General features: G+C 59.1%; 17 protein-coding genes. 4 read left to right on the top strand and 13 right to left on the bottom strand.

Annotated elements, in window-relative coordinates; all coding sequences use genetic code 11:
• Positions 1–3: 3 nt before the first annotated feature.
• The 11 genes from ACQG03_RS20480 to ACQG03_RS20430 all read right to left on the bottom strand — a co-directional run bounded on the left by ACQG03_RS20480 (position 4) and on the right by ACQG03_RS20430 (position 8,574).
• Positions 4–1,695: a glycosyltransferase family 2 protein gene (locus tag ACQG03_RS20480; RefSeq protein WP_063163695.1), complete on the bottom strand. Its 1,692-nt coding sequence runs from the start codon at positions 1,693–1,695 to the stop codon at positions 4–6.
• On the bottom strand, positions 1,686–2,036 hold the full coding sequence (locus ACQG03_RS20475; RefSeq protein WP_022649683.1) for a (3R)-hydroxymyristoyl-ACP dehydratase: 351 nt from the start codon (positions 2,034–2,036) through the stop codon (positions 1,686–1,688). Before ACQG03_RS20475 ends, ACQG03_RS20480 begins: the two co-directional genes overlap by 10 nt.
• Positions 2,023–3,369: an AMP-binding protein gene (locus ACQG03_RS20470; RefSeq protein WP_063163694.1), complete on the bottom strand. Its 1,347-nt coding sequence runs from the start codon at positions 3,367–3,369 to the stop codon at positions 2,023–2,025. Before ACQG03_RS20470 ends, ACQG03_RS20475 begins: the two co-directional genes overlap by 14 nt.
• A complete protein-coding gene (locus tag ACQG03_RS20465; protein ID WP_063152539.1) occupies positions 3,362–3,961 on the bottom strand; it encodes a hypothetical protein in 600 nt (199 codons plus the stop codon). The genes ACQG03_RS20470 and ACQG03_RS20465 overlap by 8 nt, the downstream gene beginning before the upstream one ends.
• Positions 3,933–4,184: an acyl carrier protein gene (locus ACQG03_RS20460; protein WP_022649680.1), complete on the bottom strand. Its 252-nt coding sequence runs from the start codon at positions 4,182–4,184 to the stop codon at positions 3,933–3,935. Before ACQG03_RS20460 ends, ACQG03_RS20465 begins: the two co-directional genes overlap by 29 nt.
• An 11-nt stretch (positions 4,185–4,195) precedes the next feature.
• Positions 4,196–4,453 carry a phosphopantetheine-binding protein gene (locus ACQG03_RS20455; protein WP_003861263.1) on the bottom strand — a complete coding sequence of 86 codons (258 nt, stop codon included), beginning with the start codon at positions 4,451–4,453 and terminating at the stop codon, positions 4,196–4,198.
• Positions 4,434–5,249 (bottom strand): lysophospholipid acyltransferase family protein, encoded by an 816-nt coding sequence (locus ACQG03_RS20450; protein ID WP_038416873.1) that lies wholly within the window; start codon positions 5,247–5,249, stop codon positions 4,434–4,436. Before ACQG03_RS20450 ends, ACQG03_RS20455 begins: the two co-directional genes overlap by 20 nt.
• Positions 5,246–5,968 carry a beta-ketoacyl synthase chain length factor gene (locus ACQG03_RS20445; RefSeq protein WP_023307137.1) on the bottom strand — a complete coding sequence of 241 codons (723 nt, stop codon included), beginning with the start codon at positions 5,966–5,968 and terminating at the stop codon, positions 5,246–5,248. The genes ACQG03_RS20450 and ACQG03_RS20445 overlap by 4 nt, the downstream gene beginning before the upstream one ends.
• Positions 5,969–6,093: 125 nt before the next feature.
• A complete protein-coding gene (locus tag ACQG03_RS20440; RefSeq protein WP_003861270.1) occupies positions 6,094–7,143 on the bottom strand; it encodes an AI-2E family transporter in 1,050 nt (349 codons plus the stop codon).
• Between the two features lie 135 nt (positions 7,144–7,278).
• Entirely contained in the window at positions 7,279–7,836 is a 558-nt protein-coding gene (locus ACQG03_RS20435) for a DcrB family lipoprotein (RefSeq protein ID WP_022649677.1), read from the bottom strand.
• A gap of 72 nt (positions 7,837–7,908) precedes the next feature.
• Positions 7,909–8,574, bottom strand: a complete 666-nt coding sequence (locus tag ACQG03_RS20430; RefSeq protein WP_022649676.1) for a 7-cyano-7-deazaguanine/7-aminomethyl-7-deazaguanine transporter — start codon at positions 8,572–8,574, stop codon at positions 7,909–7,911.
• Positions 8,575–8,743: 169 nt separating this feature from the next.
• Between ACQG03_RS20430 and tusA the strand changes: the two genes are divergently transcribed.
• The 4 genes from tusA to ACQG03_RS20410 all read left to right on the top strand — a co-directional run bounded on the left by tusA (position 8,744) and on the right by ACQG03_RS20410 (position 12,011).
• Positions 8,744–8,986, top strand: a complete 243-nt coding sequence (gene tusA / locus ACQG03_RS20425; protein WP_063163693.1) for a sulfurtransferase TusA — start codon at positions 8,744–8,746, stop codon at positions 8,984–8,986.
• 234 nt (positions 8,987–9,220) lie between these two features.
• On the top strand, positions 9,221–10,192 hold the full coding sequence (locus tag ACQG03_RS20420; protein ID WP_063163692.1) for a TRAP transporter substrate-binding protein: 972 nt from the start codon (positions 9,221–9,223) through the stop codon (positions 10,190–10,192).
• Between the two features lie 12 nt (positions 10,193–10,204).
• Entirely contained in the window at positions 10,205–10,714 is a 510-nt protein-coding gene (locus ACQG03_RS20415; RefSeq protein ID WP_063163691.1) for a TRAP transporter small permease, read from the top strand.
• A 10-nt stretch (positions 10,715–10,724) separates the two neighbouring features.
• Positions 10,725–12,011: a TRAP transporter large permease gene (locus tag ACQG03_RS20410; RefSeq protein WP_022649674.1), complete on the top strand. Its 1,287-nt coding sequence runs from the start codon at positions 10,725–10,727 to the stop codon at positions 12,009–12,011.
• Positions 12,012–12,100: 89 nt separating this feature from the next.
• Here the strand turns inward: ACQG03_RS20410 and zntA are convergent, their stop codons facing one another.
• Together zntA and ACQG03_RS20400 are read right to left on the bottom strand one after the other, a co-directional pair.
• Positions 12,101–14,272 (bottom strand): Zn(II)/Cd(II)/Pb(II) translocating P-type ATPase ZntA, encoded by a 2,172-nt coding sequence (gene zntA / locus ACQG03_RS20405; RefSeq protein WP_063163690.1) that lies wholly within the window; start codon positions 14,270–14,272, stop codon positions 12,101–12,103.
• Positions 14,273–14,348: 76 nt separating this feature from the next.
• Entirely contained in the window at positions 14,349–14,975 is a 627-nt protein-coding gene (locus ACQG03_RS20400) for a lysoplasmalogenase (protein WP_022649672.1), read from the bottom strand.
• Positions 14,976–15,025 lie beyond the last annotated feature (50 nt).

The following is a 15,025-nucleotide window of genomic DNA, read 5'->3' as shown; positions in this document are numbered from 1 at the left end:
CCTTTACTCCTTCTCGTTGACCTCTGGCAGCTGCCAGAAATCGAAAAAATTAAACCAGTCGAGCGGCGACAAGAGCGCGTAATGCTCCAGCCGCTGCGCATAGCGATCGACGGTCTGCTGTAGCGCCTGCTGGCGTTCGCCGCGCGGCAGCAGCAGCGGGTCGGCAAACGGCTCGCAGTGCAGGGTCAGCTTTCCCTGCTGGCAGAGGGCAAAAATCAGCACCACCGGGCAGCGCAATAGGGACGCCAGGATAAACGGTCCCTGCGGGAACGGCGCGGGCTGGCCCATAAATTCGCTCCATATCACCCGCCAGCTGCCGCCGCGCTGCGGGGTGACGGCGATGCGATCGCCCACGATCGCCACCCATTCGCCGCGATCCAGCTTCTCTTTAATGAGGATGGCGGTCTCCGGGCCAATGTCGGTGACCGGCATCAGGTGAATGCCCGCCTGCGGCGCCATCTCCTCCATCACCTGTTTAAAACGCTGAGCATTGTCGCTAAAGACCAGCGCGTTGATGGTTTTCGCCCCTTCGCGCTGGGCCAGCGCCCGGCAGGCTTCCACATCGCCAAGATGCGACGCGAGCAGCAGTTTGCCCTGAGGATCGTCAAGACCCAGCGCCTCCTGCGCGCCTGGCGCAAAGACCAGATCGCGATGAAGCTTCATTTCGCCGCGCCAGCTGGCCACTTTGTTCAGCATGGCATGACCGAAGCGCAGGAAGTGGGAAAAACTGTTAAGCCGTACGGGTTGCGGCATTTGCCGCTGTGCCATCACCGCTTTAACCCGCGTCAGCCACTGCTGCGACGCCTGACGCGCAGCGCGGGCGGTCAGCCAGTAGACGGCCGTAACCGGCCACAGCAGGATGGTAAACGCCTTTCGCCCCAGCAACTGCCAGACGCGCAGCATCAGGCGCATGCCCCATAATCCTTTCACCTCCTGCTGCTGCGCCCAGTGCTGCGAGCGGCGACGCATCAGCAGGGAAGGAATGCGCGGCAGCATGCCGAGAAACAGACGGGTATGCATCAACGAGATGCGCACGTTGTCTTTCAGGGCATCGAAATGGGATACCCCGTCCGGCGGATAGGTCACGCGGGTGGGCAGAAAATAGCTGGTGTTGCCCTGCCAGTAGAGGCGCACCATCACTTCAGTATCAAAATCCATCCGCCTGCCAAGCGGCGTGCCCGCCGCCAGGCGCATTACCGGCGCTATCGGGTAAACGCGAAACCCGCACATGCTGTCTTTCAGTTGCAGGGAGAGGGTTTCAATCCAGACCCAGACGTGCGTTATCCAACGCCCGTACAGGCGCGAACGGGGGATCGAGTCATCATAAACGGGCTGACCGGAAATGAGCGCATCGGGATGGCGTTCGGCCAGCGCCAGCAGTTTGGGGATGTCTTCAATAGCGTGCTGGCCGTCAGCGTCCACCTGAACGGCGTGGGTGAAGCCGCGATCGGCACAGGCTTTCAGCCCCTGCATCACCGCCGCGCCTTTGCCGCTGTTTTCGGCGAGGCGCAGCAGCGTGACCTGCGGACGATCCGCCGCCAGCGCTTCAAGCGTGCGGCGCGTGGTTTCATCGCTGCCGTCGTCCACCACCAGACAGGGCAGATCGAAAGGCGCCAGGCGCGCCAGCACCGAAGCCATCATCGCCCCGTGGTTGTAGCACGGGATCAGGACGCAGGGACGGAAGGTTACTGACATAAGCGAATCTTCCCGCTGCTGGCGGTGTGACGCTCGTTACCCGCATGGCGCTGGTAGCTAAAGGTCAGCATCTGGCGTTCGGGCTGCCAGGCAAGGAGCAGCGTGACCGTGTTCTCCGGCAACAGCGGGGCGGCGAACTTCACGTTCTGAATACTGTGAAAACGGTAGCCCGGCGCCAGCGCGGCAGCGTAATGCATCACCCGGTCGAGCTGGGCCACGCCCGGCAGCAGCGGCTGTACGGCGAAATGTCCCTTAAACCAGAGCAGGTCAGGATCAAGATAAAGGGTTATCTCCAGATACCCGGGTCCAGGCTCGCGGCGTTCGATTTCAGGGATTTTCATGAAACAACTCCTGTAGCTGCGCAGTAACGCGCTTGTTCATGCTGTTGACCGGAATTTCATCAACGATCCGCCAGTAGCGCGGCACGGCAACCGGTTCAAGCCAGGGGCGAAGGGCGCGACGCCAGGCGAGCTCCTGCGCTTTTTTGCTCTGTTCGTGTTGCTGACGCACCGCTTCATTCAGCACCAGCAATACGCCAATACCCTGACGCCCGCCGCGCGTCACCGTCAGCGCGGCGGCTTCGCGGATGCCGTCCAGCGCCAGCAGGCGGCGCTCAATGTCATCGAGCGAAATGCGCTTATCTTCAATTTTGACCACCCGACCGCGGCGCCCGACGAGGCTGAACTGCCCGTCAGCCGTGAAGTGCAGGATATCATCCAGCAGGACCCCCTCCGCCTCGGGGATCAGCGGCGACGTCACGCGATCGCCGTGAAACGTCACGCCGGGGAAAGGCTGCCAGCGGATGCTTTCCTCCTGACGGTAGCGCCAGGCCATAACCCCCGTTTCTGTGCTGCCATATATTTCATCCGGCCAGACGTTGAGCCAGGCCTGAACCGCGGCGACCTCCTGCCAGGGCAGCGCGCCGCCAGCGGAGAAGAGCAGGTTGACGGGGGGCGGCGTCAGTGACGCGTCCAGCCGCTTGAGAAACGCCGGACTGCTGATGAAAAGATAGCGTTTATTGTCGGGAAGGGCAGAGAGCTGCTCGGCATAGTTGAGCAGGCTGGCGTGCAGCGGCAGGCCGAGCGCCATGGGTAAGACGACACGAAACGTCAGGCCATACAGGTGGTGCAGCACCACGGAAGCGACGACGTGACAGCCTGCCAGACGCTCGCCAAAATGTTCCGCCAGCAGACGAGCCTCACGATCCAGGCTGACCACCGGCTTACTCACCCGCTGCGGCGTGCCGGTCGAGCCGGAGGTGTAAAGCTCGATCGTGCGCATCTCATCGATGGCAGGCAGCGGTGAAAAGGGATGGCCTGCCCGCTGAGCGGAAGCCACCCGCAGCTGTCGCCCCTGAAAATCGAGCGTGGTGTCGCTCAGGACGCCGCTGAACAGCGCCCGCTGTTCGTTAAGCTGCGCCGCCCGGCTGTGCCCGGGGAGGACCGGCGTTTTACCCGCATGCAGCGTCGCCAGCAGCGCGACAATAAACAGATAGCCGTTTTCGATGCACAGCGCCCAGCGCTTGCCTTCTTCATCACGCAGCGTGTCGACCAGCTGAGTGACGTCGTGGCGCAGATCGCCAAGAGTCCAGAGATGGTTGTCCTGCCAGGCGACAGGGGTGTCGTCAGGGCGGGGGGCACTGAGCCACTGGCTAAGCGGGAGAGGGTTAAGCATCGTTTTTCATCACCCGTTGTCGCACCAGCCACTCGCCGGCCATCAGCGTGCCCATCAGGAGATAGGCAATCATCCCGTTCCACAGCGTCCACAGACGGATATCGGCGTGTAATACGGTAAACAGCGCGATCGCCCCGTTAATAATAAAAAAGCCGCACCAGACCTGGGTAACCCGGCGCGTGTAACGTACCCCGGCGGGGGAGAGATCCGGTTCACGCAGGCGCGCCAGCCGTTCAACGACAGGCATTGCCGTCCACAGCGAACCGCCAAACACCGCCAGCATCACCAGATTCACCACCACCGGATAAAACAGCACCCACTGGTGCGCGTGCAGGACGTAGCTCGCCGCGCAAAGCGCTATGCCAGCCAGCGCCACGCTCACGAAAAGATAACGCAGGGGACCGCCCTGCCGACGGGCCTGGCAGACGCGTAACAGCAGCACCAGCGCCATCACGGGCAGTATCCCGTGCAGGCTATTATTCGCCAGCCCGAAGCCGATCAAAAACGGCCATGCCAGCAGCATCAGCCCCGTCAGGGCGGGAAGAACTGGAATTGAACGCACGTTACGCGTCGCGCTGAAGCTGTTCCACAACGTCCACGACGTCCTGCACCGTGCGCACCGCTTTGAAGGTTTCGGGCTTGATTTTATGGCCCGTCTTCTTTTGCAGGTGCACTACCATATCGACGGCATCAATGCTGTCGAGATCCAGATCCTCGTAAAGACGTGCCTCAGGGGTAATATCCTCCGGAGCGACTTCAAACAGCGTAATAAGAAGCGCAGAGACTTCCTGATAAATCGTTTGTTGTTCTGTCATAGCGGTCATTCTCAGGCGCGTTGTTGATGAATAAAAGCCGCGAGCGTGGCAACGGAATAGAAGTGCTGACGCATCTCGTCACTTTCGGCAGAAAGCACTACGCCGTACTGATTTTTTACCGCCAGCCCCAGCTCAAGGGCGTCGATTGAGTCCAGACCGAGGCCGTCGCCAAAGAGCGCGGCGTCTGTATCAATATCCTCTGGGGTAAGTTCTTCCAGATTCAGCGTAGAGATAATGAGATTCTTAATTTCAAGATAGAGCGCTTGCATCTTTCGTTCCTGACAAAGATTGAAGACCGGTTGTTAACTGATGCTGCATATGCCGGTTTAACTGCCTTGCTGCCAGCGCGGGTTCGTGCTGACTCGCATCATAAAAATCATGAATGTTGATGCGTTCGCGAACATCCACGGTGAAAACAGGTTTGTTGGGGGGCACGTTATACCAGTTGCTCTGTTTATCCAGCATCCGTTCGCTACAGTGGATCACCACCACGCGCACGGCGCTGTTGCAGCGAACGGCGATATTCGCCGCCCCACGTTGCAGGGTCATGGCTTCTCCCACCCGGGTGCGGGTGCCTTCAGGGAAGATAAGCAGGGTGTCGCCCTGGGCCAGACGCTGCTGGCTTGCGGCAAGCAGCGTGTCAGCTTCGCTGTTAATCAGATAGTCCGCCGCGCGGATCACGCCGCTGACGAACGGGTTACGCAGCAACGCGCTTTTCACCAGACAGTCGGTTTCGTTCATCACCGACGCCAGCAGAACGTAGTCCAGCAGCGAGGGATGGTTCGCAATCACCAGACAGCCCCGCTCGGCGCGCAAAACGTCCAGGTTGTTGAAACGGTAATCCAGTACCCCTACACCGCGTACCACCGCGAGGAACAGGCGGAAACTGGCAGAAATAGTGCGGCGTGCCAGGCGGCGACGTTGGGTGCGGTCACGCTGGAAAATCAGCAGCAGGTTAAACCACACCAGCGACAGCGTCAGCCCGCCGAGGCCGAACAGGGCGAAGCACAATCCGGTCATCAGCATGCGCCATACCCGATCGAGGCGGGAACGTAACCCTCTCATTGGCGCGTCCATTGCCACAGCAGGCGCTCGCCCGGCAGGGTAAACTGGCGCTCGTCCCGCAGGTAATGGCGCAGGAACTGCAGGCTTTGCGGCAGCGCGGGCTCTTCAGGCCTGCGGTTGGCGTGCGTTTCACAGCTGAGCGTATTTCCGGCCTCAATTACCAGCGCCAGCGCGTAGGGCCAGACGGGCATCTGCGGCGGCAGCCCGGCGTGATAAAACTCCGGCAGCAGACCGTCGAAATCTACCAGCAACACGCGTGAGTAGCCCGCATGTAGCAGACTCAGCACCTCGCATAAGCTCTGCTGGAAGGTATCCATACCGGCGGAAACCGACGAAGAGACAACAGGCTGACGCGCGGCGATAGTGAGATTGCCGACCGCCGAGTTGTGTACCGACATGGCAAAATCGGTGGGGGAAACGGGCTGATCTGCCGCCAGGGCCTGGAGAATACGAAAATTGCGTTCCAGCTCCCCGTGACGGCTGCTGTAGACGACGGCGTCGATGCGGTGTTTGCGCAGCATCATCAGGCCAAGATCAACGGCCAGCTTGCTGCCTGAATTCAGGCGGCGGGCGGTCATCATCGGCAGATCGGTCAGTTTCGCCAGCGGTGCATCAGGATCGATGGCGTCAGACCGGCGTGACCATGCCTGCCATTCGTCGGCATCGCTGAGTCCTGGCGCTCTTGCCTGCCAGTCGATAAGGGTAAGTGTAAATTTCATCTACGCGCGTCCGCGATAAACCTGTTTCTGTGACTTTTTCTTCGCCAGCGCGATTTGCTGCGCACATCGTACAATGTTGTCGTCGCGCTGGCGAATAAACGTCACTTTTAACCCTTTCCACCCGGTTATCCCGGCAAACGGCTTTTTGGTCGACCCGGACCCAGCAGAATGGCGAGTTTACTGCCTCCTTTCGTGGTTTCCATCCAGATTTTACAGACGCTGGTGAGCGGTACGGAGAGCAGCATGCCCACCGGTCCCAGCAGCCATCCCCAGATCAGTAACGATAAAAACACCACCATCGTCGACATGCCCAGACGGTGACCCATCATGCGCGGTTCGAGAATATTGCCCAGCACCATATGCACGACGAGGAACAGCGCTCCTACCAGCATGCACTCATAAAAACCGTTAAACAGGAACGCCTGGATCATCGGCGGAACGGCAGAAAGCACCGCGCCGATATTGGGCACGTAGTTCAGTAAAAACGCCAGCACGCCCCACATCAGCGCGAACTGCACGTCCAGCAGCACCAGCCCCAGCCAGACGATCACGCCGGTCCACAGGCTTAACAGCGTTTTCAGCGCCAGATATTTGGACACACCCTTCAGCGCGCGATGCAAGCCGGCAATGTGGATCTGCGGATTGTTCAGGGCAAAACGCAGCTTATACGGCACGTGGCGCACTTCGAACAGCATAAACACCACCGTCATCACCAGCAGCAGAATGCTGGCCATTGCCCCGGAAAGCCCGGTCATCAACGTGGTGGCGTAGGTCATCACCTTCTCGGAATCCATCCGGCGCAGCATCCGTTCCGGTGAGATATGCAGATTCACGAACGGCAACATGCGCTGGAGATCGACCAGCTTGCGCGTCAGCTCTTTATTGTACTGCGGCAGCATGGTGGAAAATTCGCTCAGCGAGGCGGCGAGCACGCCGAACAGCGCCGTCAGGACAACCAGCATCACCATCACCACAATGGTAATCGCGACCGGGCGGCTGATGCCCCGGCGTAAAAACCACGTCACCAGCGGGTTGAGGACGATGGCGAAAAACAGCGCCAGCAGAAGCTGAACAATGATATCCGCCGCCGCATGGATACCCGCAAGGATAACCACCAGGCAGGCGAGTTTTAATAAAATATGAAGTCCGGCTTTGTCGGGCGGGCTGGCAGTCATAAGAATTCCTTTTTCCGGGGGGCTTGCTAATTGTAGTGCGCCGGATTCGCTTCGTCTGGAGCGTTAGTCTTAAAGTCATGGAAAAAAAATGGCCCCCGGCGCAAGCGACGGAGGCCACGTCATCCTGGTGAACGATTACTGGATCACGAGGGTGTTAATGATGTTTTCAGCGGTTGCCTGCGCTTTTTGCTGATTATCTGCAGGCAGAGTGATCTGCATGGTCAGCAGTTTATTATCTACCTTGCCGAGAACCACGGAGGAGTAAGCGGTCTGGCCTTTGGCGGAGATGATGCTGTCCAGCTGTTGCAGCGTGTGGCCTTTCAGCTCGATAGACTTATTGGTCACCACCTGAAGCTGCGGGTCGCGGCTGCGCTGCTGATCTTCCAGACGTTTGGACAGCACACCCAGATCTTCGCTGGTATCGTCACCGACAATCACAATGACTGCTTTTTGCCCGGTGGCATCGGAGTAGACGTGCATGTTGTTCGCCTGGGTGCCCAGCTTACCGCTCTGATCGGTCATGTCCGCGGGCAGAGAGAAACTGAGTTTGCCATCCATCAGGCTCACCGGCTGACCGGTGGCGTTGCTTTCTGCTGACGCGCCCTGAGCAGGCGTTTTGGTGTCGCTGTTATCACAGGCTGCAAGGCCAACAACCAGCAGGCCAATCCCGACATATTTAACCAGATTGCGCATTGACTTCTTCCTTTCGATAAACGGCCATAGCGGCTCATTCGTTCATCTTATCACAACTGATAAAGCGAACCCTTAACCTGCCTGCAATGCGGAGATTTCAGATTTATCTGCCAGTCTTTTCAGCAGCATATTCAACAGCACGCCGTACATCGGCAGGAAGAAGACCAGGCTGATAAGCACCTTAAAGGCGTAGTCCACCAGAGCGATTTCCATCCAGTGTTCTGCCATGAAGGCGTCCGGGCTGCGCCAGAAGGCAATGAAGAAGAAGGCCAGCGTATCGCTCACGTTACCGAACAGCGTGGAAGCCGTTGGTGCCATCCACCAGCGATGGTTCTGACGCAGGCGGTTAAACACGTGGACATCGAGGATCTGCCCCAGGGCATAGGCCATAAAGCTGGCGGCGGCAATACGCGCGACGAACAGGTTGAAGTGCGTCAGCGCTTCGAAGCCCTGCCAGCTGCCCATGTAAAACAGCGAGGAGATGGCGTAGGAGACAAACAGTGCCGGGATCATCACCGCAAAAATAATCCGCCGCGCCAGCGGTGCGCCAAAAATACGTACGGTTAAATCCGTCGCAAGGAAAATAAACGGGAAACTGAACGCGCCCCAGGTGGTATGGAAACCAAAAATGGAGATGGGGAGCTGTACCAGATAGTTACTGGAGATGATCACCAGCAGATGAAATAGCGAAAGCCAGAACAACGCCTTGACGCGTTGCGATTGTGTAAAGGAGTTCATATTGTACCTTTTTGATTAATATTTGGGGTGAGGGAACCCAATAAAGCCGCCGCATGATACTGCTTTGACGACACTTTGCAATGGCTAATTTTCACGCAATCGTTAACCTGGTTTGCATTGGCGATAGCGGGGCGTAAACTACAGCCGTTTTTACCTGAACGAGAAGAACATGATTGACCTGTTTTCCAGCCCAGACCACACGCTTGATGCTCAGGGCCTCCGTTGCCCGGAGCCGGTAATGATGGTGCGTAAGACCGTCCGTAACATGCAGAGCGGCGAAACGCTGCTGATCGTCGCCGATGACCCGGCCACTACCCGCGATATTCCCGGTTTTTGTACCTTTATGGAACATGAACTGGTAGCGCAGCAAACCGAGACCTTGCCGTACCGGTATGTGATTCGTAAGGGGTAAGTGCGGCCTGATGCCCGGCGGCGCTTCGCTTGCACGGGCCTACGGGTGTAGTAGGTCGGGTAAGGCGCAGCCGCCACCCGACAAGCACCCATCACAATTTCGAACCATCGTTTCAAAATTTCGCGCTTTTTGTGAGGCGCTTCACCCTCCTTTTTCCAGCCGTAGTCTAATTTTTAAACGTCAAAAACTAAAACATCGTTTTAACGCTTATTTCACTACCCTGGAGTTGACTCAATGAAAACGACCCTCAAGCCGTTACTGGCTGCTCTGTGCCTGTCTGCTTTTGCCTGCACCGTTTCTGCCCAGACCATCAAAGTCGCCGATGTGCATCCTGAAGGCTACCCGAACGTGGTGGCGGTTCAGCAGATGGGTGAAAAACTCAAACAACAAACCGATGGCAAGCTGGAGATTAAGGTCTTCCCCGGCGGCGTGCTGGGGGATGAAAAGCAGATGATTGAGCAGGCGCAGATGGGGGCGATAGACATGATCCGCGTCTCTATGGCGCCGGTTGCCGCCATCCTGCCGGATATCGAAGTGTTTACGCTGCCCTACGTATTCCGCGATGAAGACCACATGCACAAGGTGATCGACGGGGATATCGGCAAGCAGATTGGCGACAAGCTGACCGCCAACCCGAAATCGCGCCTGGTCTTCCTCGGCTGGATGGATTCCGGCACCCGCAATCTGATCACCAAAGCGCCGATCGTTAAACCGGAAGACCTGAAAGGGAAGAAGATCCGCGTTCAGGGTAGCCCGGTGGCGCTGGCCACGCTGAAAGCGATGGGGGCGAACTCGGTGGCGATGGGCGTCAGCGAGGTTTACAGCGGCATGCAGACCGGGGTGATCGATGGCGCGGAGAACAACCCGCCAACCTTTATCGCCCACAACTACATGCCGATCGCCAAAAACTACACGCTGAGCGGCCACTTTATCACTCCGGAAATGCTGCTCTACTCCAAAGTGAAATGGGACAAACTGAGCGCTGACGAACAGCAAAAGATCCTGACGCTGGCCCGCGAAGCGCAGTTCGAGCAGCGCAAGCTGTGGAATGCGTATAACGACCAGGCGCTGGCAAAAATGAAGGCTGGCGGCGTGAAGTTCCACGATATCGACAAAACGGTGTTCATCAAAGCCACTGAGCCGGTGCGCGCGCAGTATGGCGACAAGCATCAGGATCTGATGAAAGCCATCGCTGACGTTCAGTAATCCGGAGTACGTATGTCCGAACTCTACCTGAAGTGGATGGATCGTCTGTACCTGCTCGCCATGGCGGTGGCGGGTCTCTCGCTGCTGGTGATGACGATTGTCATCCCCATCGGCATCTTCTCACGCTACGTGCTCAATCGCGGCGAATCCTGGCCGGAGCCGATCGCCATTATCTGCATGGTGACGTTTACCTTCATCGGCGCGGCGGTGAGCTACCGCGCCGGGTCGCATATTGCGGTCAACATGCTTACCGACCACCTGCCCGCGTCGCTGCAAAGGCTGTGCGCGCGGGTAGTGGATCTGCTGATGCTGCTTATTTCTGGCCTGATGTGCTGGTACAGCTACTGGCTGTGCGTTGAGCTGTGGGAGCAGCCGGTGGCGGAGTTTCCGCTCTTGACCTCCGGCGAAAGCTATCTGCCTCTGCCTGTCGGGTCGGCCATTTTGATCCTGTTTGTGCTTGAACGCCTGCTGTTTGGCTCGCAGGAAAACCGTCCGGTCGTGCTGATCGGCAATCACAGTTAAGGGGTGAACAATGGATGCTTTTGTTTTGTTATTCACCCTCGCCATTTTGCTGGCGCTGGGGATGCCGGTGGCCTTCGCCGTCGGCTTAAGCGCCGTGGCGGGCGCGCTGTGGATTGACCTGCCGCTGGAGGCGCTGATGATCCAGATCACCAGCGGGGTCAATAAATTTACCCTGCTGGCAATCCCGTTCTTCATTCTTGCCGGGGCGATCATGGCGGAAGGGGGCATTGCCCGACGGCTGGTGAATTTCGCCTACGTGTTCGTCGGCTTTATCCGCGGTGGGCTGTCGCTGGTGAACATTGTCGCCTCGACGTTCTTCGGCGCGATTTCCGGCTCGTCGGTGGCGGATACGGCGTCTATCGGCAGCGTGATGATCCCGGAGATGGAGAAGAAGGGTTATCCGCGCGAATACGCGGCGGCGGTGACGGCCAGCGGGTCGGTGCAGGCGATTCTGATCCCGCCCAGCCACAACTCGGTGATTTACTCCCTGGCGGCGGGGGGAACGGTCTCCATCGCCACGCTGTTTATCGCGGGCGTGCTGCCGGGCCTGCTGCTGGGCGTGAGCCTGATGGTGCTCTGCCTGTGCTTCGCCCGCAAGCGCGGCTACCCGAAGGGGGACAAAATCCCGTTCAGGCAGGCGCTGAAAATTATGCTCGATGCCCTGTGGGGGCTGATGACGGTGGTGATTATCCTCGGCGGGATCTTGTCCGGGATTTTTACCGCCACCGAATCTGCCGCCGTGGCCTGCCTGTGGGCGTTCTTCGTCACCATGTTTATCTACCGCGACTACAAGTGGAGCGAACTGCCGAAGCTGATGTGCCGCACGGTGAAAACCGTCACCATCGTGATGATTTTAATCGGCTTTGCCGCGGCGTTTGGGGCGGTGATGACCTACATGCAACTGCCGATGCGCATCACCGAATTCTTCACATCGCTCTCCGATAACAAGTACGTGATCCTCATGTACCTCAACATCATGCTGCTGCTGATTGGCACGCTGATGGACATGGCGCCGATCATCCTCATCCTGACGCCGGTGCTGCTGCCGGTGACCAATGCACTGGGTATCGACCCGGTGCATTTTGGGATGATCATGATGGTTAACCTGGGGATTGGGCTGATCACGCCGCCGGTCGGATCGGTGCTGTTTGTGGCGAGTGCGGTGAGTAAGCAGAAGATCGAACACGTGGTGCGGGCGATGCTGCCGTTTTACGGTATGTTGCTGGTCGTGCTGGGGATGGTGACGTACATTCCGGCGATTTCATTGTGGTTGCCGGGGCTGTTAGGGATGCAGTGACGCGTGCGGCCTGATGCCCTCACCCCGGCCCTCTCCCGCGGGGAGAGGGGGCAAACACGAGAAACGGCAACCCGGTTGCCGTTTCACTTTTACCTTTGACGCAACAACCGCAACGCGTTCGCCGTAACCAGCACCGTCGCCCCCGTATCCGCCAGTACCGCCAGCCACAGTCCGGTCATGCCGAGCAGCGTGGTGACCAGGAAAATCCCCTTCAGACCCAGCGCAATGGCGATGTTCTGCCGAATATTGGCGCGTGTTGCCCGCGCAAGTTCTATCATCTGCGCCAGCCCGGTCAGGCGGTTGTGCGTCAGCGCCGCGTCGGCGGTCTCCAGTGCCACGTCGGTGCCGCTGCCCATCGCAATGCCGATGGTGGAAGCTTTCATTGCCGGGGCATCGTTTATTCCGTCCCCGACCATCGCCAGCGGGGCGTTGCTGTTCAGCGCGGTTACCGCGCTGACTTTATCCGCAGGCAACAATCCGGCCTTAAATTCCAGCCCCAGCTCGCCTGCAATCGCCGCCGCCGCGCGCGGATTATCGCCGGTCAGGATCACGCCCTGTACTCCCAGCCTGTGTAGCGCGTCGACGGCCTCTTTCGCATCGTCACGCAGGGTGTCGCGCAGCGCCAGCATGCCCATCGGCACACCGTCCTGCATCACGGTAATGACCGTCTGCCCGGCCTGCTCCAGCGCCTCAACCTGTGGAGTAGAGCGCGCGTCCGCCGCGGCGATCAGCACTTTTTTGCCTTCGACCACAGCTTCAATCCCTGACCCGACCAGCGCTCGCTGGGCCGTTGCCGGAGGGATGTTCAGCCCGCGCCCCTTCGCTTCACGTACAATCGCCTGCGCCAGAGGGTGGGTGGAGCCCTGCTCCACGGCAGCGGCCAGCGTCAGCAGGGCGTCTTCACTGATGTCCTGCGGATACACGCCGGTCACCTGCGGCCTGCCGACGGTCAGCGTGCCGGTTTTATCGAAGGCGATGTGCTGGACCTGGCTCAGCTGTTCCAGCGCCGCGCCGCCCTTAATCAGCGCCCCGCGACGTGCCGCCGCCGCCAGCCCGGAGGTAATCGCCGCCGGGGTGGAGATCACCAGCGCACACGGACAGCCGATCAGCAGCAGCGTCAGCCCTTTGTAAATCCAGCCCTCCCACGGTGCGCCGAAGAACAGCGGCGGGACGACGGTGACCAGCAGCGCCACCAGCATGATGGCGGGGGTGTAAATCCGGCTGAAGCGATCGATAAAGCGTTCTACCGGCGCGCGGCGCTCCTCGGCCTCTTCAATCAGCCTGAGGATGCGGTCGATGGCACTGTCGCCCGGTTCGGAAAGGACCGTCAACTGCACCAGTCGGTCGACGCTGGTGGCGCCCGCAGGCACCTTTTCACCCGCCGCGCGCGCAACCGGGATGGATTCCCCGGTCAGGGCACTTTCGTCAAAACTTGCGGTGGCGGTAACGAGGGCCCCATCGGCTGGCAGACGTCCGCCTGCGGGCACTTCAATCACGTCACCCGGGCGCAAGGTGTTGATGGCGACCGTTTCACGCTGACCATCAATAACCCGCGTGGCGGTTTCCGGCTTTAGCGCCATCAGCGCGCTCACCCCTTTACGCGCCCGGCTCGCCGCCCAGCCCTCAAGGCGTTCGCCAATTAAGAACAGCAGCAGCACCATCGCCGCTTCCGCCGTCGCGCCAATAAACAGCGCCCCGATAGCCGCCACGCTCATCAGCGTTTCGATGGCAAACCAGCTGCCGCTTCTCATCAGACGCAGCGCCTGACGGGCAATCGGGAACAGGCCAACCAGCGTGGTGGCGATAAACGCCAGGTTGCCGAACGGGTGGTTGATCTGCTCCAGCCCCCAGCTCAGGGCCATCATCATGATGAGGGTGATAAGGGGCAGGTTTTCTTTTAGCGGGGACGTTTTTTCTGCGGGCGCCGTTTCGCTGCGCAGGGTATAACCCGCTTTGCTGACGGCGGCTTCAACCTGTCTGCTGACGTCGTTTTCGGCGCTGACCAGCAGCTTTTCGGTAGCGAACAGCACCTGAACGTGGCTCACGCCCGGCACCTGCTTCACCGCGTTTTCCACTTTGCGGGCGCAGGCCGCGCAGTCCATGCCGTTGACGACCCAGCTGTAGTGATTGCCGCTTTCAGGCAGCGTTTGAGTTTGCGTTTCGCATGGGCCCTCGCAGCAGCAGTCCTCTTTTGGCGGAACCGGGCTGAGCTTAAGTGCCGAGAATTTGGGAACTTTTTTAGGTATTTCTGGAGTCGACATGGCAGTCTCCGGTAATGATAATTTTCTCATTAACCGCAGCATACACTCTGGAGTCGACTCCAGAGTCAAGCGTTATTTAGATATACAGTGAACGCACAATCAGGAAGTGTCCGGCAAAGTAACAGGCGGCAGAAATCGCATTATCCGCACGGAAGCGGCGGCGATAGTGGCTGCCCAGCCAGACGATGTTACCCAACAGCAACAGTGCGGCACCGAAGAACGCGGACATCGCAGGCGCTGTCGGACGGAAGAACCACAGCTCGCCCGCCAGCCACACCATCACCAGCGTCATGGCGATAAACGTACACACCGGCAGACGCATCTCTTCCAGACGCGACCAGATCACCGCGATCAGCAGGGCGCCAATCACCAGCAGCACCAGCGGCAGCGGCCAGAAGATGGAGAGCGTCATCTGGCTAGCAAAGTAGATGGTATAGAGCAGATGCGACAGGAAGAATGCCCCCACGGCGTACAGCAGACGCTGGCGCGGCAGCAGGGTTAAGGCATCGCCAATCAGGGACGCACACAGCCCCGCGAGGACAAGATAGCTGATGGCGTTAAACATCGGTGCCTGCCAGGCAAGCAACAGCAGGAGCAATAGCGTGACGGGTTTAAACAACCAGCGCTGCCAGGCTGGGCCACGGTAAGACGCATCGACGTAAAGCCATGCGGAAAAACAGACAGCGATAAATGACCAAAGCATATTAACTCCCTGTAACTGTTGAGGCTGAATGATCAGTTTCTGATCCAGTG

Source organism: Enterobacter cloacae complex sp. 342H5 (assembly GCF_050030905.1).
Lineage (GTDB): Bacteria > Pseudomonadota > Gammaproteobacteria > Enterobacterales > Enterobacteriaceae > Enterobacter > Enterobacter intestinihominis.
Note: the sequence above shows the minus strand (reverse complement) of the source record. Positions and strands in the feature narration are given on the sequence as shown.